Genomic DNA, 26552 nt, shown 5'->3' on the forward strand with positions numbered 1-26552 from the left:
TTTCGACTGTGACAAAATAAAACACCAGCCTCAGGGGGTTATCCCCAGAACTATTACTTTTTTAACATTTGTCAAGGGCGGTTATGAAAGTTTTATGGCAACGGGTCTCGCCGGGGTTGAGGGAATTGCTTTTATCTAATTCGTTAAAAAATAAAGACTATTTCATAAAGCCTCGTTTCGCATCAATTTGGGCGTAAGCCGCGTATTCTCTCGCTTATCGCGTGTTTTCTAACTCTAATGCACAAGGTTATCCACAGGAATAGTGGATAACTGCTTCCAGCCCGTACAGCATGCACTCCAGCAAATTCCCGGTTTTTCCCACGAAGCGGCAGTAAAAAATTTTTATCACGCTTTTTTGCCTGGAAAACGTTCATTTTTTCATAAGCGACTGGCGAGATCTTAATCACAATTCTGTCATTTCCCCTGCACCACGATCCAACATGCCCGGCACCGGGAGTGTGCAATTCGAACAAACGTTCACCTTTTGATAGTGAGTTATTCCTAAAAAAAGCCTTTTTTTAATCATTATGAAGTTCCTGGCAGGCGTTTTGCAGATATCAGTCTGTGCATCACCCCCATACATTTTTAAGGAGAGAAAGATGTTGAGTCTGCGTGCTGTAAATCAGTTTTACGGAAGCCAACATACGCTATGGAACGTGAATATCGATTTCCCGCAGGGCGTCTGCACGGGCATTGTTGGCCTGCCTGGTATGGGTAAATCCACGCTCATGAACTGCATTACCGGAAAAGTGCCTGTCGAGAGCGGCACCATCATCTGGCATGAGGCTGGCGCGCCGCCGCGTAATTTGCTCAGCCCTGCGTCAGAACGCCTTGCGCCGCCAACAATAGGCTATGTCCCGCAGGATCGGCGGATATTTTCCCAGCTGACCGTCGATGAAAATCTGCATATCGCCATGCGGGCGACGGGGGAACCCGACCCGACATCAAAAAATGAGGTGTACGCCCTGTTTCCGGAGCTTTATCCGCTGCGGCAGATCCGTGCCTCTGCGCTGTCCCCTGACGACCAGTATCAGCTGGCCCTCGCCAGCGCGCTGGTTAATCGCCCGCGCGTGTTAATTCTGGATGAACCCATGTATGGCGCAGGGCAAGGTTTCGCCCGCAGGCTGGGGCAACTGCTGGTGCGGTTAAATCGGGAGCTGGGTATGACGGTGCTGTTAGCGGAGCAACAGCTGTCGTTTATCCGCCGGGTAGCGGATCGTTTCTGCATGCTTTATCGCGGGCGTAACGTGGCACAGGGCCACGTTAACGAGCTGGATGACGATCTTATTGCGCACTGGATGGCGCGGGACATACGGCGCTGAGGTCAAGATAGCGCCCGGTTTGCGCGTGCTCTGCGCCGTCGGCAAGCCACGGGATCTCGCCGAGAAACGGCGCAGGCAGTACCCGCTTCAGCGTCGCCAGATATTCAGCATGACGTTTTCCCGGCGACACCACGTCATTGGCAATCCACCCTGCCAGACGCAACCCGGCCTGCTGCACGGCCTGAGCGGTCAGCATGGCGTGGTTGATACAGCCAAGCTTCACGCCGACCACCAGAATGACCGGAAGCTGCTCGGCCTGCACCCAGTCAGCAAATGTCTGCTCGTCCGACAGCGGGGTAAACCAGCCACCGGCCCCCTCCACCAGCACCCAGTCGGCCTGGGTTTCCAGGTCGCGTAACCCGGAAGAGAGAACCGTAAAATCAATCGGTCGATCTTCGTCGGCGCTGACGATGTGCGGTGAGGTGGGTTCAGCAAAGGTATAGGGATTTACCGCAGAGTAGGCCAGCGCAAGGCTGCTGTTACGCTGTAGCGTCAGCGCATCAGTATTGCGTAAGCCTTCCGGCGTCATCTCGCTGCCAGAGGCCACGGGCTTATACCCGGCCGTCGTTTTCCCCAGCAGACGCGCCGCCTGCAACAGCGCGGCGCTGGCAACCGTTTTACCGACTTCGGTGTCCGTGCCGGTAACAAAATAACGTTCAGTCACGTTCAATAATTCCATGAAAAAGGTGATAAGAGAGCGGGAACTGGCCCCGCTCCTGCGGCCACGCCAGCTCCAGACGCTGGAGTTGTCCGCGGGTAAGGGGTTTCTTCTCCCGCCCGGCGTGCAGGTGCGTAGCGCCTATGCCCTTAAGCGATCGCATGGCGCTTAACGCATCGCTAAATTCGAGGGTGACGGTCTGGACCACGCTGCGATAGCGCCAGCCGGTCAGCGCCTGAATGACCTGCTCGTGCGAGAGAAACCGGTTGGCATGCGGCTTTGCATCCACCGCTTTCCATGCCTGATTCAGCTCCGGCAAAGAACTTTCCAGCAGCGTGGTAAACGCTAACGTCCCGCCGGGCCGCGCCACGCGGTATAGCTCGCGTAGCGCCTGCGGCAGGCTGGCGCACCACTGCACCGCCAGATGGCTCCAGACAAGGTCAAACTGTGCATCCCCCAGCGGAATGGCTTCGATATCGGCCACCAGATAACGGTCTGCTGACTGCTGCTGGCGGGCTTCATCCAGCATCTGTGCGGATAAATCCAGCGCCGTGACGTGGCTTCCGGCTGCGCGCCAGTAGCGGCTATTGCCTCCCGGCCCGCAGCCGGCGTCCAGCACCTGTGGAAACCGTTGGTCGCCGAGCGCGGACAGCAACCCGCGTGCGCTCAGGCGTTGCAGCTCATCGTGCCGGGAATAGCTTTGCGCTGCCCGGCCAAACGCGGCGGCGACGGCCTGTTTATTGACAGGAGACATGCAGCGCCTCCAGAAGCGTATCGATATCCTGCGGCTCGTGCGCTGCCGTGAGCGTCAGACGCAAACGCGCAGTGCCTGGCGGCACGGTAGGCGGACGGATCGCCGTGACCCACTGCCCCCGTTCTCGTAGCGCCTGTGCCAGCGCCAGCGCCCGGGAGTTTTCACCCACAATCACGGGCTGAATGGCGCTGTGCGAATCGGTGAGCCGGAAAGAGAGTTCGTTTATCCCCCGGCGAAAACGCTGAATATGTTCAGCCAGACGCGCCCGGCGTTCAGCGCCGTCTTCGCCGCGGATCACCGCAAGCGACGCAGAGAGCGCCACGGCCTGCGCCGGGGGCATGCTGGTGCTGTAAATCAGGTGTCGGGCGAACTGCACCAGGTAATCGGCCACCGGCTCGCTGCACAACACTGCGGCGCCGCTGACGCCAAAGCCTTTGCCAAAGGTGACCACCAGCAGTTCCGGCCTGACGCGTTGCTGGTACGCGCTTCCACGCCCCTCCTCGCCGGTGACGCCAATGCCGTGGGCATCGTCGACCAGTAGCCAGGCATTCTGCTGTTTCGCGGTCTCGTGCAGCGCGGCAAGGGGTGCGCTGTCGCCGTCCATGCTGAAGACCCCTTCCGTTACCGCCAGCTGAAGTCCTGAACAGGGTTTACCCAGCAGGACATTCAACTGTGCGGCATCGTTATGGGCAAAACGCCGCAGCTGTGCCGGGCTGAGACTGGCCGCTTCAAGCAGGGAGGCATGGCTCAGGCGGTCCGCGACGATGCGGTCATCTTTGCCCATCAGGGCGGCAATCACCGCCTGATTCGCGGCAAAACCGGAAATAAACAGCAGCGCACGCGGGTAACCCAGCCAGTCGGCCAGTGCCTCTTCCAGCGCCTGATGCGCCGTGGTGTAACCGCTGACGTGCCCGGAGCCACCGCTGCCCACGCCGTAGCGATCCGCGCCCTGCTGCCAGGCACGAACGATCTGCGGGTGCTGGCTCAGGCCCAGATAATCGTTGCTGGAGAAATTACAGAAGCGCTGGCCTTCCCGGGTAAGAAAACGGCCCGCGCCGTTTTCCACTACCCTGCGTACCCGGAACGCCTCCGCCGCCCGCCGCTCGTCGAGCGCGGTATTGATACGTGCCTGCCAGGTCATACGGCTGCCGCGTTGTAAAACTGGTCAGTGTCGGCGTTGAAAATCTGCTGCTCCAGCTGCTGCTGTTGCTCGTTATCCCCCGCCAGCACCTCGGTCTGGTGCGGGTTCAGCCCCAGCTTGCGGAACAGCTGGACGTCTTTGTCCTCTTCCGGGTTTGACGTGGTCAGCAGTTTGCAGCCGTAGAAGATGGAGTTAGCCCCGGCCATGAAGCACATTGCCTGGGTCTGCTCACTCATCTGCTCGCGACCGGCAGAGAGACGAACGTACGAGGTTGGCATCATGATGCGCGCCACCGCGATGGTGCGGATAAAATCAAACGCATCCACGTCCTCGTTATCCGCCAGCGGCGTGCCTTTAACCTTCACCAGCATGTTGATGGGCACGCTTTCCGGCGGGGTCGGCAGGTTCGCCAGCTGTAACAGGAGACCCGCACGATCTTTTACCGTCTCGCCCAGTCCCACGATCCCGCCGGAGCAGACCTTGATCCCCGCATCACGCACTTTATCCAGCGTGTCCAGACGCTCCTGATAGGTGCGCGTGGTGATGATGTTGCCGTAAAACTCCGGCGAGGTATCGAGGTTGTGGTTGTAGTAATCCAGCCCCGCCGCCGAGAGGCGCTGCGCCTGCTCCTCGTTCAGCGTGCCCAGGGTCATGCAGGCTTCAAGCCCCATCTCCTTCACGCCCTTCACCATCTGCTCCAGATACGGCATGTCGCGGTCATGCGGATTTTTCCACGCCGCGCCCATGCAGAAGCGGGTCGAACCGGCATTTTTCGCCTTCCGTGCGGAGTCGAGCACCTGCTCCACTTCCATCAGGCGCTCGGATTCGAGACCGGTTTTGTAGCGCGCACTCTGCGGGCAATATTTGCAGTCTTCCGGGCAGGCCCCGGTTTTGATCGACAGCAGCGTGCTGACCTGAACATGGCGCGGATCGAAGTGCTGACGGTGCACCTGTTGCGCTTCAAACATCAGCTCCAGGAAAGGTTTGTTGAATAATTCAGTGACTTGCGACATCGTCCAGCGTGCGTGGTGAGCCATCGGGCTTCTCCAAAGGGTTTTGTTAATTGTCGGTTCGGTTTATACTTGTAAACCTAAAACTTTTCAAAATGGTTTACAAGTCGATTATGACCCAGGACGATCTCGCCTTCGACAAGCAGCATATCTGGCACCCTTACACCTCCACGACCCGCCCCCTTCCCGTCTATCCGGTAGCCTCTGCCCACGGCTGCGAGCTGCATCTCGCCAGCGGCGAGCGGCTTGTTGACGGGATGTCCTCCTGGTGGGCGGCGATCCATGGCTACAACCATCCGCGACTGAACGCGGCGATGAAGGCGCAGATTGACCAGATGTCACACGTGATGTTTGGCGGGATCACGCATCAGCCCGCGGTGGATTTATGCCGTCGCCTGGTGGCGATGACGCCTGAATCGCTGGAGTGCGTTTTCCTGGCCGATTCCGGCTCGGTGGCCGTGGAAGTGGCGATGAAAATGGCGTTGCAGTACTGGCATGCGAAGGGCGAAACGCGCCAGCGGTTCCTGACCTTCCGCAACGGCTACCACGGCGATACCTTCGGCGCGATGTCGGTGTGTGACCCGGACAACTCCATGCACAGCCTGTGGAAAGGTTATCTGCCGGAAAACCTGTTTGCGCCAGCCCCACAGAGCCGCTTCGATGGCGAATGGGACGAGATGGACATGGTGGGCTTCGCGCGGCTGATGGCGGCCCATCGCCACGAGATTGCCGCCGTTATTCTCGAACCGATTGTGCAGGGCGCGGGCGGAATGCGGATGTACCATCCCGAGTGGCTGAAGCGCATTCGGAAGATGTGCGACCGCGAAGGGATCCTGCTGATTGCCGATGAGATCGCCACCGGCTTTGGCCGCACCGGGAAATTGTTCGCCTGCGAGCATGCAGGGATCACGCCGGATATTCTGTGCCTGGGCAAAGCGCTCACCGGCGGCACCATGACGCTCTCCGCGACGCTTACCACCCGCCAGGTTGCCGACACCATCAGCGACGGCGACGCGGGCTGCTTTATGCACGGTCCGACGTTTATGGGCAACCCGCTGGCCTGCGCCGTGGCAAGCGAGAGCCTCGCCATTCTGGAGAGCGGCGAGTGGCAGACGCAGGTGGCGGCGATTGAGGCGCAGCTGAAGCAGCAGCTAAGCGCGGCGGCGGAGGCGGAATACGTCGCGGACGTCCGCGTGCTGGGCGCCATCGGCGTGATCGAGACAACGCACCCGGTGAACATGGCCGCGTTGCAGCGTTTCTTCGTTGACCAGGGCGTGTGGGTGCGACCTTTCGGTAAGCTGATTTACCTCATGCCGCCGTACAGCATTTCTGCGGATCAGCTCCGCAAGCTGACCGGAGCAGTGGTTAAAGCCGTTAACATTTCAGCGCATTTCACGATTTAACCCCATGCGTTACACTTTCTGAATGAGTGAGTAACGAGGGGAAATCGGATGAAAATCATCAGTAAAGATTTGCGCGATGGCGAAAAGCTGCCGGAACGTCACGTGTTTAACGGGATGGGCTATCAGGGGGATAATATCTCTCCCCATCTGGCGTGGGACGATGTCCCCGCGGGAACCAAAAGTTTTGTCGTGACCTGCTACGACCCGGATGCACCCACCGGCTCGGGCTGGTGGCACTGGGTGGTGGCAAACCTGCCCGCCGACACGCGCGTGCTCCCGCAGGGTTCCGGTTCCGATCTGGTTGCCCTGCCTGAAGGGGCGATTCAGACCCGCACTGACTTTGGCAAAGCGGGCTACGGCGGCGCGGCGCCGCCAAAAGGGGAAACGCACCGCTATATCTTCACGGTGCACGCGCTGGATGTGGACAAGATTGAGGTCGACGAAGGGGCGAGCGGCGCGATGGTAGGGTTTAACGTGCATTTCCATTCGCTGGGCAGCGCGTCGATTACGGCGATGTATTCGTAAAAAAAGCCGGGTGGCGGCTACGCCTTACCCGGCCTACATTTCGCACGCGTAGGCCCGGTAAGCGCAGCGCCACCGGGCAAAAAAAATCACAGCACCGGCGGCAACAGCCCCACCAGCCGCCCTTCTTCCAGAAGCTGTATCGCCATATCAATATCCGGCGCAAAGAAGCGGTCATCATCGTAGTGCGTGACGTGCTCGCGCAGCGTATGACGCGCCTGCTCCAGCAGCGGGCTGGATTTCAGCCCTTCGCGCAAATCAATACCCTGACACGCCGCCAGCCACTCCACCGCCAGTACGCCGCGGGTGTTGGAGGCCATCTCCCACAGTCGACGCCCGGCAGCCGGTGCCATCGAGACGTGATCTTCCTGGTTCGCGGAGGTGGGCAGGCTGTCCACGCTGTGCGGATGCGACAGCGCTTTGTTTTCGCTTGCCAGTGCCGCCGCGGTGACCTGAGCAATCATAAAGCCGGAGTTGACTCCGCCATTACGCACCAGGAACGGTGGCAGCTGGGACATATGTTTATCCATCATCAGCGCGATGCGACGCTCGGACAACGCGCCGATTTCGGCAATGGCCAGAGCGATATTATCCGCCGCCATTGCCACCGGCTCGGCGTGGAAGTTGCCGCCGGAGACCACCTCGTTTTCCTGGGCAAACACCAGCGGGTTATCGGACACCGCGTTGGCTTCCACCAGCAGCACCTCCGCCGCCTGACGCAGTTGCGTCAGGCATGCGCCCATCACCTGCGGCTGGCAGCGCAGAGAATACGGATCCTGCACCTTCTCGCAGTTGTGATGAGAATCAGCAATGTCGCTGGTGTCGGTAAGGACATGGCGGTACAAGGCGGCGGCATCAATCTGACCGCGCTGGCCGCGCACCTCATGGATGCGGGCGTCGAACGGACGACGCGAGCCGAGCACCGCCTCGGTAGTCAGCGCACCGCACACCACCGCGGAGGCGAACAAATCTTCCGCTTCAAACAGGCCACGCAGCGCAAAGGCCGTCGACGCCTGGGTGCCGTTGAGCAGCGCCAGCCCCTCTTTTGCCGCGAGGGTGATCGGGGCTAATCCGGCTTTTTTCAGTGCTTCCTTCGCAGGAAGCCACTCGCCCTGCCAGCGCGCCTGGCCTTCACCCAGCAGCAAAAGCGACATATGTGCCAGCGGCGCCAGATCGCCAGAGGCGCCGACAGATCCTTTCGCCGGGATCCACGGATAAACTTCCGCATTGACCAGCGCCATCAGCGCCTGGATCACGCTCAGACGAATGCCCGAGAAACCGCGCGCCAGGCTGTTGATTTTTAACACCATCATCAGACGGACAATCTCGTCGTCCAGCGGCTGGCCCACCCCCGCCGCGTGCGACAGCACCAGCGAACGCTGTAAGTTTTCCAGATCGTGCGTGGCAATGCGGGTCTGCGCCAGCAGGCCAAACCCGGTATTGATACCGTAGGCGGTGCGTCCCTCCGCCACAATCGCCTCCACGCAGGCTACGCTGTCGTTAATGGCACGGTGGGCGCTTTCATCAAGGGCGAGTGTCACCGGCTGACGCCAGACCTGACGCAGCTGTTTGAGCGTCAGCGAACCGGGAGTAAGTGTTAACGCGTTCATGCAGGCTTTCCTTGTGTGGCAGGGATCATCGGCAGGTTCAGGCCCTGCTCTTTGGCACAATCAATGGCAATCTCGTAACCCGCATCCGCGTGACGCATCACGCCGGTAGCCGGGTCGTTATGCAGCACGCGAGCAATACGTGCCGCCGCTTCGTCAGTACCGTCGCAGACGATGACCATCCCAGAATGCTGGGAGAAGCCCATCCCGACGCCGCCGCCGTGGTGCAGCGACACCCAGGTCGCGCCGCTGGCGGTGTTCAGCAGGGCATTCAGCAGCGGCCAGTCGGAGACTGCATCCGAGCCGTCGCGCATGGCTTCGGTTTCACGGTTCGGGCTGGCGACGGATCCAGAGTCGAGGTGGTCGCGGCCAATGACGATCGGCGCGGAGACTTCACCGCTGCGCACCATTTCGTTGAAGGCGAGGCCAAGTTTTTGCCGCCACTCCAGCCCGACCCAGCAGATACGTGCCGGAAGGCCCTGGAAATTAATGCGCTCGCGCGCCATGTCCAGCCAGCGGTGCAGATGCTCGTCGTCGGCGACAATTTCCTTCACTCTGGCGTCGGTTTTATAGATATCCTCCGGGTTGCCGGACAGGGCAACCCAGCGGAACGGCCCGATGCCGCGGCAGAACAGCGGGCGGATATAGGCAGGCACGAAGCCGGGGAAGTCAAAGGCGTTATTCACGCCCATCTCTTTCGCCATCTGACGGATGTTATTCCCGTAATCAAAGGTCGGAATGCCCATCTTGCTGAAGGCCAGCATCGCGGAGACGTGTTCCGCCATTGAACGCTTCGCCGCCAGCACCGTGCCTTCCGGGTCGGTTTCCGCCTTTTGCTGGTAGTCTTCCCACGTCCAGCCTTTTGGCAGATAGCCGTGGAGCGGATCGTGGGCGCTGGTCTGGTCGGTGACCAGATCCGGACGCACGCCGCGCGCCACCAGTTCCGGCAGAATATCTGCCGCGTTGCCGCACAGGGCAACCGACACGGCTTTGCCTTCAGCGGTGTACTTTTTGATGCGCGCCAGCGCGTCATCGAGGTTGTCAGCCTGTTCATCGACATAACGGGTACGCAGACGGAAATCGATGCGGCTCTGCTGGCACTCAATGTTCAGCGAACATGCGCCCGCCAGCGTCGCGGCCAGCGGCTGCGCGCCACCCATGCCGCCCAGTCCGGCGGTGAGCACCCAGCGACCTTTCAGTGAGCCGTTGTAGTGCTGGCGGCCTGCTTCCACGAAGGTTTCATAGGTGCCCTGCACAATCCCCTGACTGCCGATGTAGATCCAGCTTCCGGCGGTCATCTGGCCGTACATCGCCAGCCCTTTCGCATCCAGCTCGTTGAAGTGTTCCCACGTCGCCCAGTGCGGCACCAGGTTGGAGTTGGCAATCAGCACGCGGGGCGCATTTTTATGGGTTTTGAATACGCCGACCGGTTTGCCGGATTGCACCAGCAGCGTTTCGTCGTTTTCGAGATTCGTCAAAGACTCAACAATGGCGTCATAGCACGCCCAGTTGCGCGCGGCGCGGCCAATGCCGCCGTAGACCACCAGCTCGTGGGGATTTTCCGCTACCTCAGGATCAAGGTTGTTCATCAACATGCGCAGCGGTGCTTCGGTGAGCCAGCTTTTTGCAGTGAGCGTGGTGCCGCGCGCGGCGCGGACATCCTGCTTGCGGTATTTCTCTGACGACATTGTGTGTTCCTCATAAGGGACAGATGATGCATTAAGATATACTTGTATAGACAAGCACACACAAGGTCGGATTTAACAAAAAAGATACAATTTTGCTATATTGCGTTAGCGATCACGCTTATAAAATTTATGACATAAAGTGGCCCTGCAACCGGTAGCGGTTCCCCGGGAACAGCAGCTTCGCATGCGACACAATCTGCGAGGATGACCAGGTACGACGGCGGATCAGCAGGCAGGGATCGTGCTCTTTAATACGCAACAACTCACACTCCTGCGGCGTGGCGCGCACCGCCTCCACGATATGCTCCCCTTCCGTCAGCGGAGCGACGAGCGAGAGATACGCATGCGGCGTGGTTTGGGTGTAGTCCTGGCCCAGATAGTCCGGTATCCGCTCCGCGTTGACGCAGCGATCTTCAATCTGGACCGGAATGTCGTTCTCATAATGCACCATCACCGAATGGAAAATCCGGGTGCCCTCTTTCACGTTCAGCTCGATGGCCTGCTCGGCGCTGGCCTGCGTCTCTTCAAGCACCAGCACTTCGCAATGATGCTGATGCTTGCGGGCGGCAATCTCATCGGCAATGCTGCGGATTTCAAACAGCGCCGACTGTCCTTTTGGCTCCGCCACAAAGGTTCCGACCCCTTGCAGGCGCACCAGCAGCCCTTCATCGGTCAGCTCACGCAGTGCGCGATTGATGGTCATGCGGCTAAAGCCAAACTGCGCCACCAGCTCCGCTTCGGAGGGAATACGATCGTGCGGACGCCAGACGCCAGCGGCAATTTTTTCGCTGATCGCCTTTTTCACCTTCTCATAAAAAGGTGCGGGTGGGCTGGAGGGATGCTGCGGTGAGCGTGAAAACATGCTGACTCCTGTAATGTGTTTATGCCCACCAGTGAGCAATTTGCCAGGCCAGTCGGGCGGCAAGCTTCGCCCCCTGTCCGTCCCGATCGTAGTGCGGATTAAATTCCACCAGATCCGCCGCCTGTAGTTTACCGCTTCGGCAGATACGCTCAATCACCGGGAACAGATCCAGCGCCGGGATCCCCAACGCCGCAGGGGCAGACACGGCGGGCATTTCTGCGGCAGGCAGCACATCAAGGTCAACGGTGAGATAAACCCGGTCGGCCTGCGCAAGGACGTTATCCAGTGAGGATAGCGCATCCCGGCGAAAATCAAGATCTTCAACCAGCGTCACGTTCAGTCGCTCAGCTTCCTCCCACAGCGCCTGGGTATTCGCCGCACGGCTTACCCCCAGGCAGGCGTAGTGAAACGCCCGCGAATGAGACGCGCAGTAGTGCGCCAGCTGGCGGAACGGCGTGCCGGACGTCGCCCGTTCAGCCTTGCGTAAATCGAGGTGCGCATCCAGGTTGATCACCGCAATGCGCTCGTTCGGAAAGGCGTCCAGCACGCCGCGCCCGTGCGCCCAGGCGGTTTCATGTCCACCGCCGAAAACCAGAGTACGCATCCCGGATTGCTGGCACGCGGTTATGGCCTCGCTCAGCGCCTGCTGTGCCGCCTCCAGCGCGTGGCCTTCAACATAAACAGAACCCATATCCACGAGACGCTCATGCCCCTGATGGCTCGCCATATTCGCCAGCGCGCCGCGCAACACATCGGGCGCCTGTGCTGCACCGGGTCTGCCCTGATTACGCCTGACCCCTTCATCACATTCAAATCCCATCAGGGCGATGCCTGACGACGCAGGTGCAAAGTGTTCGCGCTGCTGTATGGTCTGGAAGAGACGTTTCGCGGTGCTGGACTCGGCGCTGTCGTCACGCCCCTGCCAGACCTGCGGGGAGACGGGATGCCACAATTTCATGCTACCTGCCCCCGAAAAACACGTTGATATAAAGGATTTCGCCCCGGCTCGTAAACCATCTCAACCGGATGATTCGCCTCCCAGACGACAAAATCAGCCACATAACCGGGCTTTAACTGCCCGTGCGTCGCGCCGCGTCCTAGCGCCTGCGCCGCATGCCGCGTCACGCCAGCCCAGGCCTCTTCCGGCGTGAGGCCAAACTGGACGCAGGCCATGTTCATCGCCAGATGCAGGCTGGCAAACGGACTCGTTCCCGGGTTGTAGTCAGTGGCCACCGCCATCGGCACACCCTGCTCTCTGAGCTGCGCCACCGGTGGACGCTGGCGCTCCTGAAGAAAATAGAACGCGCCGGGGAGCAGTACCGCCACCGTACCGCTTTGCGCCATGGCCTGAATACCTGCATCATCGAGATACTCAATATGATCGGCCGACAGCCCTTTATACTGGCTGACCAGCGCCGCGCCGCCCAGATTCGACAGCTGCTCTACATGCCCTTTTACCGGGATGCCGAGCGCGGTGGCGGCCCGGAACAGGCGCTCGGTTTGCGTCGGGGTAAAGCCAACGTTTTCACAAAACACGTCCACCGCTTCAAATAACTCTTTTTGCCACAGCGTGGGCATGATCTGCTCACAGACCAGCGCCAGATAGGCATCCGGATCCTGTCGGTACTCGGCAGGAACAGCGTGCGCGGCCAGCAGCGTCGGGCTGATATCAATCAGATTGTTCAGGCTGAGCTGGCGGGCCACCAGCAGCATTTTCTCTTCGGCTTCGGCATTCAGACCGTATCCCGATTTGATTTCAACGGTCGTTACGCCTTCACTCATCAGTCGCTGGAGTCGCTGCTGCGCCACCGCGAGGAGCGTTTCCGGCGAACTGTTGCGGGTGGCCGTGACCGTGGCGTTAATTCCGCCGCCCTGCGCGCTAATGGTCTGATACGACACCCCGTTAAGCCGTTGCTCCCATTCCGCTGCGCGATCGCCGCCGAACACCAGATGGGTGTGGCAATCGATAAGGCCAGGGGTAACCAGACGCCCGTCGAGATCGACACACTGGCGATGCCCGGCGGGGATTTCTGATTCAGGAATAACGGCCAGAATCGTCTGGCCGCGCACGACGAGAGCATGGTGTTCTTTCAGGCCATAGGGTTCCGGCTCACCTGTCGCCAGGGTTGCCAGTCGCGCATTTCGCCATATCACATCATCGGGATGAAGCTGCTGCATGTGCCTTCCACTTGTCATGGGTTGTATAGACATTTATTTTCATCTGTCGCCTGCTGTCAACCGCCTTGCGGGAAAATGTTATTTTTTTGTGATGACTTTCCCGTCGCCTCCGGGCAAAAATGCAACTTTTCCCCTTTTTATCTTCCCGTTTCGCTCAACTTAGTATAAAAAAGCAGGCTATTTCGTCTATCCAGATAAGACTTGCATACCCAGGAGCATTACCTTGACTATTTCCAGGATTTCCCGTCTGGCGTTGGCACTCGCCTTTGGCGTGACTTTATCCGCTTGCAGTTCAACACCACCGGATCAGCAACCTTCTGAGCAGGTTGCTCCGGGCACCGCTTCCCGTCCGATCCTGTCAGCGGATGAAGCGAAGAACTTCACCCGTGCGCACTACTTCTCGGCGATGGATCCTAATGCAGCTCCGTGGACGCCTTCTTCTATTAACCTGCCGAAACAGCCAGACTTCGTTGTCGGCCCGGCTGGGGCGCAGGGCGTCACGCACACCTCTATTCAGGCAGCCGTTGATGCCGCAATCACCAAACACAGCGCATCCCGCCAGTACATTGCCATCCTGCCGGGTGATTACGAAGGCACCGTTTATGTTCCGGCTGCACCGGGAAGCATTACGCTTTACGGCCTGGGCGAAAAAGCGGTCGACGTGAAAATTGGTCTGGCGATTGATTCAGAGATCGACACCACCACCTGGCGTCATCTGGTGAACCCGGCCGGTAAATACATGCCAGGGAAACCGGCGTGGTATATGTTTGATAACTGCCAGCGCAAACGTGCCGCCACCATTGGCGTGATGTGCTCGGCGGTATTCTGGTCGCAGAACAACGGTCTGCAATTGCAGAACCTGACCATTCAGAACACCCTGGGCGACAGCGTTGACGCCGGTAATCACCAGGCCGTGGCGCTGCGTAGCGATGGCGACAAGATACAGATTAACAACGTCAATATTCTGGGCCGCCAGAACACCTTCTTCGTGACCAACAGCGGCGTGCAGAACACCCTTCAGAACAACCGTCTGACGCGCACTCTGGTGACCAACAGCTACGTTGAAGGCGACGTGGATATGGTCTCCGGTCGCGGTGCGGTGGTGTTTGAGAACACCGACTTCCGCGTGGTGAATTCACGTACGCAGCAGGAAGGTTACGTCTTCGCGCCAGCGACCCAATCCAACCTGTTCTATGGTTTCCTGGCCGTGAATAGCCGCTTTACCGCAGCGGGCGATGGCGTGGCGCAACTCGGTCGCTCTCTGGACGTAGACTCCGCCACTAACGGCCAGGTCGTGATCCGCGACAGCGTGATTAACGAAGGCTTCAACATGGCGAAACCGTGGGCGGATGCGGCGATCTCAAAACGTCCATTCTCCGGCAACACCGGCACGGTGGATGATAAAGAGAACGTGCAGCGCAACCTGAACGACGCTAATTTCAACCGCATGTGGGAATACAACAACCGCGGACTGGGTAGCAAAGTGGTTGCTGAGCCGAAGCAGTAACGCGCATCTTGCCGGGTGGCGGCTGCGCCTTACCCGGCCTAGCCCATGCAGTAACCGCGCATAAAAAAACCTCGCATTTGCGAGGTTTTTTTTCGTTTACGGATCAGTGCGCGTTAATGACAACCCACATTGGCCCTTGTCCGACCGCATAGCGTCCTTTCTCTTCCAGTAGCCCCTGCACGCCCTTGATTTCATAGAGCGCGATATGGTGGGATTTCTGCCCCGCCGCAATCAGGTATTTGCCGCTGTGATCGACATTAAAGCCGCGCGGCTGGGTTTCTGTCGGCTGGAAGCCTTCAACTGCCAGAACGCTGCCATCCTCAGAGACGCTGAAAACGGTGATAAGGCTGGAGGTACGGTCACAGGCATACAGGTGGCGACCATCCGGCGTGATGTGAATATCTGCCGCCCAGCGTGTGTCGGAGAAATCAGCTGGCATCATGTCCAGCGTCTGTACGCACTCGATCTGCCCGTTAGGATCGTTCAGCTCCCACACGTCTACCGAACTGTTCAGCTCGTTCACGACATAGGCATACTGCTGATTCGGGTGGAAGACCATGTGGCGCGGGCCTGCGCCTTCCACGGTGGTGACTTCCGCCGGGCTTTGTGCGACCAGATGGCCGTCATCGCTCAGGGTAAACAGGCAGATGCGATCCTGCTTCAGCGCTGGCACCCACAGCGTACGGTTATCCGGCGAAATGTTGGCGGAGTGGCAACCTTCGAGCCCCTCTACCACGTCGACAGTTTCAACGGGAATACCGTCTTCCAGGCGCGTGACGCTCACGCAGCCTGCATTGTAGGAGCCGCTGAAGATAAAGTTGCCTTTATGGTCGGTAGAAATATGGGTTGGGCTGCCCGGCAGCGGGGCTTCTGCGGTATACGTCAGCGCGCCGTCATCCGGGGAGATGCGGTATGCCAGTACGCGGAATTCCGGGCGTACGCCGACATAAAGAAAACGTTTATCCGGGCTGACGACCATCGGCTGTACCTGGCCTGGCACATCAACAACCTGAACCAGCGTAAGCGAACCTTCTGTATTCAAACGCCAGACATGGATCTGCTGACTTTCAGGACTGGCGGTATAAACGGTTTGTTTCATGAATACTCCTGATTATTTTTAACGGTGAATGCTGAATTGTAGTTCGGGATTTTGCAGGGATCCGCTCTGGGTGTACCATCCCGACAGACCTTAAATTCAACATTAACCCGGAAGAAAAAATGACCTCGCGAGTGATTGCCCTGGATTTAGACGGAACACTGCTTACCCCTCAGAAAACCCTGCTCCCCTCTTCTCTTGAGGCCCTCAAACGAGCCCAGGAAGTGGGGTATCAACTCCTCATCGTAACGGGTCGACATCACGTAGCCATTCATCCTTTTTATCAGGCACTGGGCTTAGATACACCTGCAATTTGTTGTAATGGCACCTATTTGTATGATTATCAGGCAAAAAAGGTTTTAGCCTCCGATCCGCTTCCCGTCACGCAGGCGCTGCAATTGATTGATTTGCTGGATGAGCACGCGATTCACGGCCTGATGTATGTGGATAACGCCATGGTCTATGAGCGTCCTACCGGCCATGTGATCCGCACCAGCAACTGGGCACTGTCACTGCCGGAAGCGCAGCGTCCGGTGTTCACTCAGGTTTCCTCCCTGCGCCAGGCGGCGGAAGACGTCGAGGCGATCTGGAAGTTTGCCCTGACCGATGAAGACACCGCCAAACTGAATACCTTCGCAAAACATGTCGAGCATACGCTGGGTCTGGAATGTGAATGGTCCTGGCACGATCAGGTGGATATTGCCCGCAAAGGCAACAGCAAAGGCAAACGCCTGACCCAGTTCGTGGAATCGCAGGGCGGATCAATGCAGGACGTAATTGCCTTCGGTGATAACTATAACGACATCAGCATGCTGGAAGCGGCCGGAACGGGCGTGGCGATGGGCAATGCCGATGATGCGGTGAAAGCGCGCGCTGACGTGGTGATTGGCGATAACACCACCGACAGCATCGCGCAGTATATTTATACCCACCTGCTGTAATCAGGCGGTGATGGAAACGCTCTTGATTTGCGCGTAAAGCCACAGGCCAGGCTTGATGCCTAACTCATCCCTGGCCCACGGGCTGATGCGCGCCCACAGCGTTCTGCTGCCCACCTCCAGCTGCACTTCCACCTGGCCGTTATCATCAAAACACTGCGCCACTTTTGCGCGCAAAATATTGCGGATACTGGTTTGCAGCGGCGGTTGCAGCACCAGGGAGACGTCCGACGCCTGAATGCGGATCCGTAACGTCGACTGAATCGGCGTATCGATTTTATTCACCCACAAATGCTGATCGCCCAGCGCCAGCGCGGTCATCGCATAATGTGGATGGTGCTCCAGCACGCTCACCTTCAGAATGCTGCTCTGCTGCTCCTTTGGCAGCCACGGATGCATAACGCTGCTGCCCCACACCTCTTCCAGATTGCCGAATGCCTTCACCCTGCCCGCTTCCAGCACCAGCACTTTGTCGGCCAGATGTAAGATCTCATCCAGCGAATGGCTGACGTAGAGCATTGGCACGTTGATTTCCCGCGCCAGACGTTGCAGGTACGGCAGCAGCTCGCGCTTGCGCGGAATATCCAGCGAGGCCAGCGGCTCATCCAGCAGCAACAGCTCCGGCGCGGTTAACAGGGCGCGGCCAATTGCCACGCGCTGTTTTTCCCCCCCCGACAGCGACGACGGCAGACGATCCAGCAGCGGTTCGATGCCCAGCAGCGCCACCAGCTTATCAAACTGTCCGGCCATGCTTTTTGCCATGCCGTAGCGCAGATTTCCGCGCACGCTGTAGTGCGGAAACAGGCGCGCATCCTGAAACACATAGCCGATGCGGCGTTTTTCCGGTGACAGGCAGACCTTCTTCTCCGCGTCATTTAAGACGCGGTTATTTAACACAATACGGCCAGACTGGGGACGCGTCAGGCCGCTAATCGCATTAATCAGCGACGTTTTACCTGCCCCGGACACGCCAAAAATGGCGGTGATACCGCTGGCAGGCAGCGTTTCGTTCAGCGTCAGGGTGTGGTTGCCCAGGGTTTGCGTAAAATTGAGTTCCAGCATCACGGTTTCCCCATCCGTTCACGGCTGAGGCGCGCCAGCCACTCGGACACCAGCAGCGAGACCAGGGCGAGCACAATCGAAATAATACACAGCCGGGCCGCCGCACCTTCGCCGCCCGGCGTCTGAATCAGGGTATACATGGCCGACGGGATGGTCCGCGTCTCGCCGGGAATGTTCGACACAAAGGTGATAGTCGCACCAAACTCGCCCAGCGAGCGGGCGAAGGCTAACACCGTACCGACGATAATACCCGGTAGCGTGAGCGGCAGCGTGATGGTGAGAAAGACCCGCCAGCGGCCAGCGCCGAGCGTGCGGGCGGCCTGCTCTAGCCGGATATCCACCCCTTCCAGCGCCAGGCGGATAGCGCGCACCATCAGCGGGAAGGACATCACCGCCGCGGCCAGCACCGCACCACGCCAGCTGAAAGCAAAGGTCAGGCCGAACCAGTCATACAACCATTCGCCAATGAAACCGCGCCGCCCCATGGAGATCAGCAGCAGATATCCAACCACCACAGGCGGTAAGACGAGCGGAAGATGGAGAACACTGTCGAGCAGGGCTTTGCCTGGAAACTTCACGCGAACCAGTAACCAGGCAAAGAACACCCCGAAGGGCAAACTCAGCGCAACCGCCAGGGAAGAGACTTTCAGGCTCAGCAGCACGGCCTGCCATTCAGGTTCGGTCAATATCATTCGTGAGTCGTAAATCCGTAACGTTTAAAGATAGCGGACGCTTCCGGCCCCTTCAGGTAGTCAACGAAGGCCGTCACGGTCGCATTTTTATGTCCATCAACTATCGCAACAGGATATTCCACTTTCTTATGCGAGTCTTCCGGGAAGGTGCCTACCACCTTCACACCTTTACTGGCGACGGCATCGGAGCCGTAAACAATCCCGAGTGGGGCTTCGTTACGCTCCACCAGCGCCAGCGCGCCGCGCACATCTTCTGCGGGGGCCAGTTTCGGCGATAAGGTCTCCCATGCGCCCAGTTTTTGCAGCGCTTCTTTCGCATAAATCCCGGCAGGAACATGCTCCGGGTCGCCCACCGCCAGACGGCCGCCGTTGAGCAGACGGGTCCAGTCCGTCTGTTTGTTAATGGCGATGTCACCCTGCTTACCGTTTACGGGCGCGACCACCACCAGGCTATTTCCCAGCAGCGTTTCGCGGGTAGCCGTTTCAACAGACTTTTTCTCAACCGCATAATCCATCCATTTCTGATCGGCAGAGATGAACAGATCCGCAGGCGCCCCCGCTTCGATCTGGCGAGCCAGCGTAGACGAGGAGGCAAACGACGAGACGACCTCGACGTTTTTCTCTTTTTTGTATACCGCAGCAATATCCTGCATCGCGTTAGTCAGCGACGCCGCCGCAAAGACCGTGATTTTTCCTTCATCCGCCAGCGCGTGGCCGGTGAGAGAGAGCGTCAGCGTTGCCCCTGCAAAAAGGCGTACCCATGAACGTGCCATTTGAATCTCCTGTGCGTATCGTTATATACAAACAAATATAACGATATATCGCAGGCGTTCCTAGCGCTAAATCGTACCCATTAATGCGTAAACGCAAGGAACGTTGTAAAAGATATCGGCGGGAGAGGGATAAACTTGAGAGCAAAACGCCCGGGCTGGCCGGGCGTTTTGGAGGAAATCATTGCTGCTTTTTAGGCTGGTCTCGACGATGACCAATGTTCGAAAAGACGTTGAACACTTCACCCAGGCCGTAGATGGCACCGAGGATGATAGCCATCACTACTGGCACCATGATTACCGCGAATACCAGACTTTTCAACAACTCTAACATGGTTTTCTCCAGATCTTGTGAACGGCTTATTCTACCCTGAAAAGTAAGAAAAACATCCCCTTTTGTGCGGTGCGCTTTCCGCCCCCGGGCATTTGGGTCACAATAGCCTTTTTGCCAGGACACTGTTATGCAGGCCGAAATTCTCCTCACCCTACGACTTCAGCAGAAGCTTTTCGCCGATCCGCGGCGCATCGCCCTGTTAAAACAAATAGAACAAACTGGCTCGATTAGCCAGGGGGCCAAAAACGCCGGCATCAGCTATAAAAGCGCCTGGGATGCGATTAACGACATGAACACCCTGAGCGAACACACGCTGGTGGAGCGCGCCACCGGCGGGAAAGGCGGCGGCGGCGCCGTGTTGACGCGTTACGGGCAACGTCTGATCCAGCTCTACGATTTACTGGCGCAGATCCAGCAAAAAGCATTTGATGTGTTGAGCGATGACGACAATCTGCCGCTGGACAGCCTGCTGGGCGCCATCTCCCGTTTCTCCTTGCAGACCAGCGCCCGTAACCAGTGGTTTGGTACGGTGACCGGGCGTGACCATTCGCAGGTGCAGGAGCATATTGAGATCCTGCTCGCGGACGGCACGACGCGCCTGAAGGCCGCCATCACCGCACAAAGTGGTCAACGCCTTGGGCTGAACGAAGGTAAGGACGTGCTGGTATTACTCAAAGCCCCCTGGATCAGCATCACGCTTAATCCTGAGCAGGCCGCAGAAGCCGATAACCAGCTACGCGGACGTATCAGCCACGTCGAACGCGGTGCAGAACAGTGTGAAGTGCTGATGACCCTGCCGGATGGACAGCTGCTCTGCGCCACCGTGCCGGTGAACGACGCCACCGAATTAGAAGAAGGTGCTGTGGTGACCGCATATTTCAATGCAGACCGGGTAATTATCGCCACATTGTGCTAAGCGCATTGACAACCCTGCTAACAGTGAGTATCCCTGACATCTGTTGCTGCAAAAAATGGGATAACACATGCCATCATTGCATATTTCGCAAGGCACGTTTCGTCTTAGCGATACCCGTACCTTAACGCTGCCAGAGTTGACCCTGCGCGCCGGAGAAAGTTGGGCGTTTGTGGGCACGAACGGCAGCGGAAAATCGGCGCTGGCCCGCGCTCTGGCGGGTGAATTAACCCAGCTGAAGGGTGAACGCCGGTGCACCTTTACCCGGCTGACGCGCCTTTCCTTTGAACAGCTGCAAAAGCTGGTCAGCGATGAGTGGCAGCGTAACAATACCGATTTGCTCAGCCCCGGCGAAGAAGATACCGGCCGCACGACGGCGGAAATTATCCAGGATGAGATAAAAGATCCTGCCCGCTGCCAGCAGCTGGCGGAGCAATTTGGCATTACCGCCCTGCTTAACCGTCGCTTCAAATACCTCTCTACCGGCGAGACGCGCAAAACGCTGCTGTGCCAGGCGCTGATGAGCGAGCCGGAACTCCTGATCCTGGATGAACCCTTTGACGGGCTGGATGTGCAGTCCCGCGCGCAGCTGGCAGCATTGCTGGCGACGCTCAACCAGCAGGGATACACCCTTGTACTGGTCCTTAACCGCTTTGATGAGATCCCGGATTTCGTACACTATGCGGGCGTGCTGGCAGACTGTAGCCTGACCGAAACCGGCGAGAAAGCCGTGCTGCTGCGGCAGGCGCTGATTGCACAGCTGGCGCACAGTGAAAAACTGGACGGTATCGCCCTGCCGGAGCCGGATGCGCCTTCGGCACGCCACGGGCTGGATCCCGCTCAGCCGCGCATTGTGCTACGCGACGGGGTGGTTGCTTACGACGATCGCCCTATTCTTCATCACCTCAGCTGGAAGGTTAATCCTGGCGAGCACTGGCAGATCGTCGGCCCTAACGGGGCGGGTAAATCCACGCTGCTGAGCCTGATCACCGGCGATCACCCGCAGGGATACAGCAACGATCTGACCCTCTTTGGCCGTCGGCGCGGCAGCGGGGAAACCATCTGGGACATCAAAAAGCACATCGGCTATGTCAGCAGCAGCCTGCATCTGGACTACCGGGTGAGCACCTCGGTGCGAAACGTGATCCTCTCTGGCTTCTTTGACTCTATCGGTATTTATCAGGCGGTATCCGACAAGCAGCACAAGCTGGCGCAGCAGTGGCTGGATATTCTGGGCATGGATAATCGGATAGCCGATGCGCCATTCCACAGCCTGTCGTGGGGGCAGCAGCGGCTGGCACTGATCGTCCGCGCGCTGGTCAAACACCCTACGCTACTGATTCTGGACGAGCCGTTGCAGGGGCTGGATCCGCTTAACCGTCAGCTGATCCGCCGCTTTGTGGATATCCTGATTAGCGAAGGTGAAACCCAGCTGCTGTTTGTGTCCCACCATGCGGAGGATGCGCCATCCTGCATCACCCATCGGCTGGAATTTGTCCCGGACGGCGAGCATTACCGCTACCTGCTAAGCAAAATCGATTAACCTCTGGAGGGCGCTGCCCTCCGCTTTTCAGACAACCTGCAACAACACATCTCTATCTCTTTGATCTACAATGCACTCACTCTTTTAAAAAGCGGGTGTGAAAACCAGTGTAAACGATACCACTATTTTATCCCATGTCACACTTTTCGCGTCTCTGATATGCTATGGTTAATTCATACCATAAGCCTAATGGAGCGAAATATGCGAGTTCTGGTAACAGGTGGTAGCGGTTACATAGGAAGTCATACCTGTGTGCAACTGCTGCAAAGCGGCCACGATGTCGTCATTCTTGATAACCTGTGCAACAGTAAGCGCAGCGTGCTGCCGGTCATTGAACGCCTTTCGGGTAAACAGCCGACTTTCGTGGAAGGCGACATCCGCAATGAAGCGTTGATGACGGAAATCCTTCACGATCACGCGATTGAAACCGTTATCCACTTCGCCGGCCTGAAAGCGGTTGGCGAATCGGTGGCAAAACCGCTTGAGTACTATGACAACAACGTCAACGGTACCCTGCGCCTGATCTCCGCCATGCGTGCGGCGAACGTGAAAAACTTTATCTTCAGCTCCTCCGCCACCGTCTACGGCGATCAGCCAAAAATCCCTTACGTTGAAAGCTTCCCGACCGGTACGCCGCAAAGTCCGTACGGCAAAAGTAAGTTGATGGTGGAGCAGATCCTCACCGACCTGCAAAAAGCCCAGCCGGAGTGGAGCATCGCGCTGCTGCGCTACTTCAACCCGGTTGGCGCGCATCCGTCAGGGGATATGGGCGAAGATCCGCAGGGCATTCCTAATAACCTGATGCCCTATATCGCGCAGGTTGCCGTAGGGCGTCGCGAATCCCTGGCGATTTTTGGTAACGATTATCCCACCGAAGATGGCACCGGCGTACGCGATTACATTCACGTGATGGATCTGGCCGACGGCCACGTGGCGGCAATGCAGCAGCTGGCAGATAAACCGGGCGTGCATATTTACAACCTCGGCGCCGGGATCGGCAGTAGCGTACTGGATGTGGTGAATGCCTTCAGTAAAGCCTGCGGCAAGCCGGTGAATTATCACTTCGCGCCCCGCCGTGACGGCGACCTCCCGGCTTACTGGGCCGATGCCACCAAAGCGGATAAAGAGCTTAACTGGCGTGTCACCCGCACGCTTGATGAAATGGCACAGGATACCTGGCACTGGCAGTCACGCCATCCGCAGGGGTATCCGGACTAAGGATTTGTCATGACGAAATTCAATCCCGTCGATCACCCCCATCGTCGTTTTAACCCGCTCAGCGGGCAATGGATTTTGGTTTCACCGCATCGCGCCAAGCGCCCCTGGCAGGGGGCGCAAGAGACGCCTGCCAAACAGACGCTGCATCAGCACGATCCGGACTGCTTCCTCTGTCCAGGCAATACGCGCGTGACGGGCGATAAAAACCCCGATTACACAGGCACTTTCGTTTTTACTAACGACTTTGCCGCGCTGATGACCGATACGCCGGACGCGCCGGAAAGCCACGATCCGCTGATGCGCTGCGAAAGCGCCCGCGGTACCAGCCGCGTGATCTGCTTCTCTCCCGATCACAGCAAAACGCTGCCGGAGCTGAGCGTTGAGGCGTTGAAAGAGGTGGTTACTACCTGGCAAACGCAAACGGCGGAGCTGGGCCAGACCTACCCGTGGGTGCAGGTGTTTGAAAATAAAGGCGCGGCGATGGGGTGCTCAAACCCCCATCCGCACGGTCAGATTTGGGCGAACAGCTTCCTGCCAAATGAAGCCGAGCGTGAAGACCGACTGCAAAAAGCGTATTTCACCGAGAACGGTTCGCCGATGCTGGTGGATTACACCCAGCGTGAGCTGGCGGATGGCAGCCGTACCGTGGTGGAAACCGCGCACTGGCTTGCGGTAGTCCCTTACTGGGCGGCGTGGCCGTTTGAGACGCTGTTACTGCCTAAAGCCCATGTTCAGCGCATCGCGGACCTCAACGACGCCCAGCGTGACGACCTTGCGCTGGCGCTAAAAAAACTGACCAGCCGTTACGACAACCTCTTCCAGAGCTCTTTCCCCTACTCCATGGGCTGGCACGGCGCGCCGTTTAACGGCGAAGAGAATCAACACTGGCAGTTACATGCACACTTCTACCCGCCGCTGCTGCGTTCTGCGACGGTACGTAAATTCATGGTGGGCTATGAAATGCTGGCGGAAACCCAGCGTGACCTGACGGCGGAACAGGCGGCAGAACGTCTGCGTGCCGTTAGCGACGTCCATTATCGCGAATCAGGAGTCTAAAAAATGAGTCTGAAAGATAAAACACAATCCCTGTTTGCTGAGAAATTTGGCTACCCTGCCACCCATGTTATCCAGGCGCCAGGCCGCGTTAATCTGATCGGCGAGCACACCGACTATAACGACGGTTTTGTCCTGCCCTGTGCCATCGACTACCAGACGGTGATCAGCTGTGCGAAACGCGACGATCGTCACGTGCGGGTGATCGCTACGGATTACGACAACGAAATTGACGAATTTTCTCTCGATGCGCCGATCGTAACCCACGACAGCCAGCAGTGGTCGAACTATGTTCGCGGCGTGGTGAAGCACCTGCAAAAGCGTAACAAGAATTTCGGCGGGGCCGATCTGGTGATCAGCGGCAACGTGCCGCAGGGGGCGGGATTAAGCTCTTCTGCATCACTGGAAGTGGCGGTCGGCACCGTGTTCCAGCAGCTTTATCATCTGCCGCTGGACGGGGCGCAGATCGCCCTCAACGGTCAGGAAGCGGAAAACCAGTTCGTGGGCTGCAACTGCGGCATTATGGATCAGCTGATTTCCGCGCTGGGTAAGAAAGAACATGCTTTGCTGATTGACTGCCGCTCCCTCGGGACCAAAGCGGTTCCGCTGCCGAAAGGTGCGGCGGTGGTGATCATCAACAGTAACTTCAAACGCACCCTGGTGGGCAGCGAGTACAACACCCGCCGCGAACAGTGCGAAACCGGCGCGCGCTTCTTCCAGCAACCAGCCCTGCGTGATGTCTCACTTGATGAATTTAACAAGGTTGCTCACGAGCTGGATCCGGTTGTCACGAAGCGCGTGCGTCATATACTGACGGAAAATGCCCGTACCGTAGAAGCCGCCTCCGCGCTGGCAAAAGGTGATCTGAAACGGATGGGCGAGCTGATGGCAGAATCGCATGCCTCAATGCGTGACGATTTCGAAATCACCGTGCCGCAAATTGACACCCTGGTGGAAATTGTAAAAGCCACAATTGGCGACAAAGGCGGCGTACGTATGACCGGCGGTGGGTTTGGCGGGTGCGTCGTCGCCCTGGTGCCGGAAGAGCTGGTCCCTGCCATTCAGGACGCCGTGGCTAAACAGTACGAAGCCAAAACGGGCATCAAAGAAACTTTCTATGTCTGCAAAGCATCACAAGGAGCCGGACAGTGCTAAACGAAACACCTACACTCGCACCGGATGGTCTGCCGTATCGCCTGTTAACCCTGCGCAACAGCGCCGGGATGGTGGTTACGCTGATGGACTGGGGCGCAACGTTACTTTCTGCCCGCGTACCGATGCCTGACGGCAGCGTGCGCGAAACCTTGCTCGGCTGCGCATCGCCCGAGCAGTATATCGAGCAGACCGCGTTTCTGGGCGCATCCATCGGCCGCTACGCCAACCGCATCGCCAGAAGCCGGTTTACGCTGGACGGCGTAGAGTATTCCCTGCTTTCAAGCCAGGGTGAAAATCAGCTGCACGGCGGCCCGGAAGGATTTGATAAACGTCGCTGGAAGATTGTGCAGCAAAATGACGGTGAGGTCTGGTTCTCTCTGGACTCCCTCAACGGAGACCAGGGCTTCCCGGGCAATCTCACCGCAACCGCGCGCTTCACCCTGACTGAAGATAATCGCATCGCCATTGAGTACCGCGCCACGGTCGACAAGCCGTGCCCGGTCAACCTGACCAACCACGCCTATTTCAACCTTGACGGCAACCAGACCGATGTTCACAGCCACAAACTTCAGATCCTAGCGGACGCGTATCTGCCGGTCGATGAGATGGGTATCCCTTATCAGGGGCTGAAGCCAGTTAGCGGTAATAGCTTTGATTTCCGCCAGCCGAAAACCATCGCCCAGGATTTCCTCAATGATGACGATCAGCGTAAGGTGAAAGGCTACGACCACGCTTTCCTGTTGCAGGCGAAAGGCGATCTTTCTCAACCTGCCGCACAGGTCTGGTCGGCTGATGAGAAGTTACAGATGACGGTCTACACCACTGCCCCTGCCCTACAGTTCTACTCCGGTAACTTTCTGGAGGGGACAACGGCGCGTGAACATGACGCCTACAGCGCCTGGCAAGGACTGGCGCTGGAGAGCGAGTTCCTGCCGGACTCGCCTAACCATCCTGAATGGCCGCAGCCGGACTGCGTGCTACGTCCGGGTGAAGAGTACGTGAGCGTCACCGAGTATCATTTCATTCCGCGCGCTTAATGTCCGGCGGCGCTACGCATGTGCGGGCCTGCGAATGAAGGCCGGATAAGCGAAGCGCCATCCGGCAAAAAAGCCAGCCCTCCCGACGA

At 58.3% G+C, this 26552-nt stretch carries 25 protein-coding genes; 11 read left to right on the forward strand and 14 right to left on the reverse strand.

Annotation, left to right across the window (positions count from 1 at the left end):
• Positions 1 to 599: 599 nt before the first annotated feature.
• Positions 600 to 1322: an ABC transporter ATP-binding protein gene (locus ACOTX7_RS05315; RefSeq protein ID WP_221257113.1), complete on the forward strand. Its 723-nt coding sequence runs from the start codon at positions 600 to 602 to the stop codon at positions 1320 to 1322.
• Here ACOTX7_RS05315 and bioD read toward each other — a convergent pair.
• Genes bioD through bioB form a run of 4 tightly spaced genes read right to left on the reverse strand, consistent with a single transcriptional unit; the run spans position 1285 to position 4912 of the window.
• Positions 1285 to 1986, reverse strand: a complete 702-nt coding sequence (gene bioD, locus ACOTX7_RS05320) for a dethiobiotin synthase (protein WP_221257112.1) — start codon at positions 1984 to 1986, stop codon at positions 1285 to 1287. The genes ACOTX7_RS05315 and bioD overlap by 38 nt on opposite strands.
• The gene (bioC, locus tag ACOTX7_RS05325; protein ID WP_221257111.1) at positions 1979 to 2734 is read right to left on the reverse strand and encodes a malonyl-ACP O-methyltransferase BioC; all 756 of its coding nucleotides are present in this window, start codon (positions 2732 to 2734) and stop codon (positions 1979 to 1981) included. The genes bioD and bioC overlap by 8 nt, the downstream gene beginning before the upstream one ends.
• Positions 2718 to 3875: an 8-amino-7-oxononanoate synthase gene (bioF, locus tag ACOTX7_RS05330; protein WP_221257110.1), complete on the reverse strand. Its 1158-nt coding sequence runs from the start codon at positions 3873 to 3875 to the stop codon at positions 2718 to 2720. Before bioF ends, bioC begins: the two co-directional genes overlap by 17 nt.
• Positions 3872 to 4912, reverse strand: a complete 1041-nt coding sequence (bioB, locus tag ACOTX7_RS05335) for a biotin synthase BioB (protein ID WP_221257109.1) — start codon at positions 4910 to 4912, stop codon at positions 3872 to 3874. Before bioB ends, bioF begins: the two co-directional genes overlap by 4 nt.
• A 68-nt stretch (positions 4913 to 4980) precedes the next feature.
• Between bioB and bioA the strand changes: the two genes are divergently transcribed.
• Together bioA and ACOTX7_RS05345 are read left to right on the forward strand one after the other, a co-directional pair.
• A complete protein-coding gene (gene bioA / locus ACOTX7_RS05340) occupies positions 4981 to 6288 on the forward strand; it encodes an adenosylmethionine--8-amino-7-oxononanoate transaminase (protein ID WP_065242046.1) in 1308 nt (435 codons plus the stop codon).
• A gap of 48 nt (positions 6289 to 6336) precedes the next feature.
• Positions 6337 to 6813, forward strand: a complete 477-nt coding sequence (locus ACOTX7_RS05345; RefSeq protein ID WP_006809538.1) for a kinase inhibitor — start codon at positions 6337 to 6339, stop codon at positions 6811 to 6813.
• An 86-nt stretch (positions 6814 to 6899) separates the two neighbouring features.
• Here the strand turns inward: ACOTX7_RS05345 and hutH are convergent, their stop codons facing one another.
• From hutH to hutI, 5 genes are all read right to left on the reverse strand, one after another.
• Complete coding sequence (gene hutH / locus ACOTX7_RS05350; RefSeq protein WP_221257108.1) at positions 6900 to 8420, reverse strand: histidine ammonia-lyase; 1521 nt, start codon at positions 8418 to 8420, stop codon at positions 6900 to 6902.
• Complete coding sequence (gene hutU, locus ACOTX7_RS05355; RefSeq protein ID WP_221257107.1) at positions 8417 to 10105, reverse strand: urocanate hydratase; 1689 nt, start codon at positions 10103 to 10105, stop codon at positions 8417 to 8419. Before hutU ends, hutH begins: the two co-directional genes overlap by 4 nt.
• Positions 10106 to 10232: 127 nt before the next feature.
• Positions 10233 to 10967, reverse strand: a complete 735-nt coding sequence (locus tag ACOTX7_RS05360; protein WP_047354259.1) for a histidine utilization repressor — start codon at positions 10965 to 10967, stop codon at positions 10233 to 10235.
• Between the two features lie 19 nt (positions 10968 to 10986).
• Positions 10987 to 11925: a formimidoylglutamase gene (hutG, locus tag ACOTX7_RS05365; protein ID WP_221257105.1), complete on the reverse strand. Its 939-nt coding sequence runs from the start codon at positions 11923 to 11925 to the stop codon at positions 10987 to 10989.
• The gene (gene hutI, locus ACOTX7_RS05370) at positions 11922 to 13145 is read right to left on the reverse strand and encodes an imidazolonepropionase (RefSeq protein WP_221257104.1); all 1224 of its coding nucleotides are present in this window, start codon (positions 13143 to 13145) and stop codon (positions 11922 to 11924) included. The genes hutG and hutI overlap by 4 nt, the downstream gene beginning before the upstream one ends.
• 223 nt (positions 13146 to 13368) lie before the next feature.
• Between hutI and ACOTX7_RS05375 the strand changes: the two genes are divergently transcribed.
• The gene (locus ACOTX7_RS05375) at positions 13369 to 14652 is read left to right on the forward strand and encodes a putative acyl-CoA thioester hydrolase (RefSeq protein ID WP_221257103.1); all 1284 of its coding nucleotides are present in this window, start codon (positions 13369 to 13371) and stop codon (positions 14650 to 14652) included.
• A gap of 103 nt (positions 14653 to 14755) precedes the next feature.
• On the opposite strand, the gene pgl is transcribed toward ACOTX7_RS05375, so the two are convergent.
• Complete coding sequence (gene pgl / locus ACOTX7_RS05380) at positions 14756 to 15751, reverse strand: 6-phosphogluconolactonase (protein WP_023305719.1); 996 nt, start codon at positions 15749 to 15751, stop codon at positions 14756 to 14758.
• 119 nt (positions 15752 to 15870) lie between these two features.
• Between pgl and ACOTX7_RS05385 the strand changes: the two genes are divergently transcribed.
• The gene (locus tag ACOTX7_RS05385; RefSeq protein ID WP_221257102.1) at positions 15871 to 16689 is read left to right on the forward strand and encodes a pyridoxal phosphatase; all 819 of its coding nucleotides are present in this window, start codon (positions 15871 to 15873) and stop codon (positions 16687 to 16689) included.
• On the opposite strand, the gene modC is transcribed toward ACOTX7_RS05385, so the two are convergent.
• From modC to ACOTX7_RS05405, 4 genes are all read right to left on the reverse strand, one after another.
• Complete coding sequence (gene modC, locus ACOTX7_RS05390) at positions 16690 to 17748, reverse strand: molybdenum ABC transporter ATP-binding protein ModC (RefSeq protein ID WP_006809547.1); 1059 nt, start codon at positions 17746 to 17748, stop codon at positions 16690 to 16692.
• A complete protein-coding gene (gene modB, locus ACOTX7_RS05395) occupies positions 17748 to 18440 on the reverse strand; it encodes a molybdate ABC transporter permease subunit (RefSeq protein WP_006809548.1) in 693 nt (230 codons plus the stop codon). The genes modC and modB overlap by 1 nt, the downstream gene beginning before the upstream one ends.
• Complete coding sequence (modA, locus tag ACOTX7_RS05400) at positions 18437 to 19213, reverse strand: molybdate ABC transporter substrate-binding protein (protein ID WP_006809549.1); 777 nt, start codon at positions 19211 to 19213, stop codon at positions 18437 to 18439. The genes modB and modA overlap by 4 nt, the downstream gene beginning before the upstream one ends.
• Positions 19214 to 19391: 178 nt before the next feature.
• Complete coding sequence (locus ACOTX7_RS05405) at positions 19392 to 19544, reverse strand: AcrZ family multidrug efflux pump-associated protein (RefSeq protein ID WP_003858549.1); 153 nt, start codon at positions 19542 to 19544, stop codon at positions 19392 to 19394.
• Positions 19545 to 19671: 127 nt separating this feature from the next.
• On the opposite strand from ACOTX7_RS05405, the gene modE reads away from it, so the two are divergent.
• From modE to galM, 6 genes are all read left to right on the forward strand, one after another.
• Complete coding sequence (modE, locus tag ACOTX7_RS05410; protein WP_221257101.1) at positions 19672 to 20460, forward strand: molybdenum-dependent transcriptional regulator; 789 nt, start codon at positions 19672 to 19674, stop codon at positions 20458 to 20460.
• 67 nt (positions 20461 to 20527) lie between these two features.
• Entirely contained in the window at positions 20528 to 22000 is a 1473-nt protein-coding gene (gene modF / locus ACOTX7_RS05415; protein WP_221257100.1) for a molybdate ABC transporter ATP-binding protein ModF, read from the forward strand.
• Positions 22001 to 22201: 201 nt separating this feature from the next.
• On the forward strand, positions 22202 to 23218 hold the full coding sequence (galE, locus tag ACOTX7_RS05420) for a UDP-glucose 4-epimerase GalE (RefSeq protein WP_032673576.1): 1017 nt from the start codon (positions 22202 to 22204) through the stop codon (positions 23216 to 23218).
• Positions 23219 to 23227: 9 nt separating this feature from the next.
• A complete protein-coding gene (galT, locus tag ACOTX7_RS05425) occupies positions 23228 to 24274 on the forward strand; it encodes a galactose-1-phosphate uridylyltransferase (RefSeq protein ID WP_221257099.1) in 1047 nt (348 codons plus the stop codon).
• Positions 24275 to 24277: 3 nt separating this feature from the next.
• Positions 24278 to 25426 (forward strand): galactokinase, encoded by a 1149-nt coding sequence (gene galK, locus ACOTX7_RS05430; RefSeq protein WP_221257098.1) that lies wholly within the window; start codon positions 24278 to 24280, stop codon positions 25424 to 25426.
• Positions 25420 to 26463: a galactose-1-epimerase gene (galM, locus tag ACOTX7_RS05435; protein WP_221257097.1), complete on the forward strand. Its 1044-nt coding sequence runs from the start codon at positions 25420 to 25422 to the stop codon at positions 26461 to 26463. Before galK ends, galM begins: the two co-directional genes overlap by 7 nt.
• Positions 26464 to 26552 lie beyond the last annotated feature (89 nt).

The organism is Enterobacter cloacae complex sp. IR5418 (genome assembly GCF_049238105.1).
In the GTDB taxonomy this organism is placed as follows: domain Bacteria; phylum Pseudomonadota; class Gammaproteobacteria; order Enterobacterales; family Enterobacteriaceae; genus Enterobacter; species Enterobacter hormaechei.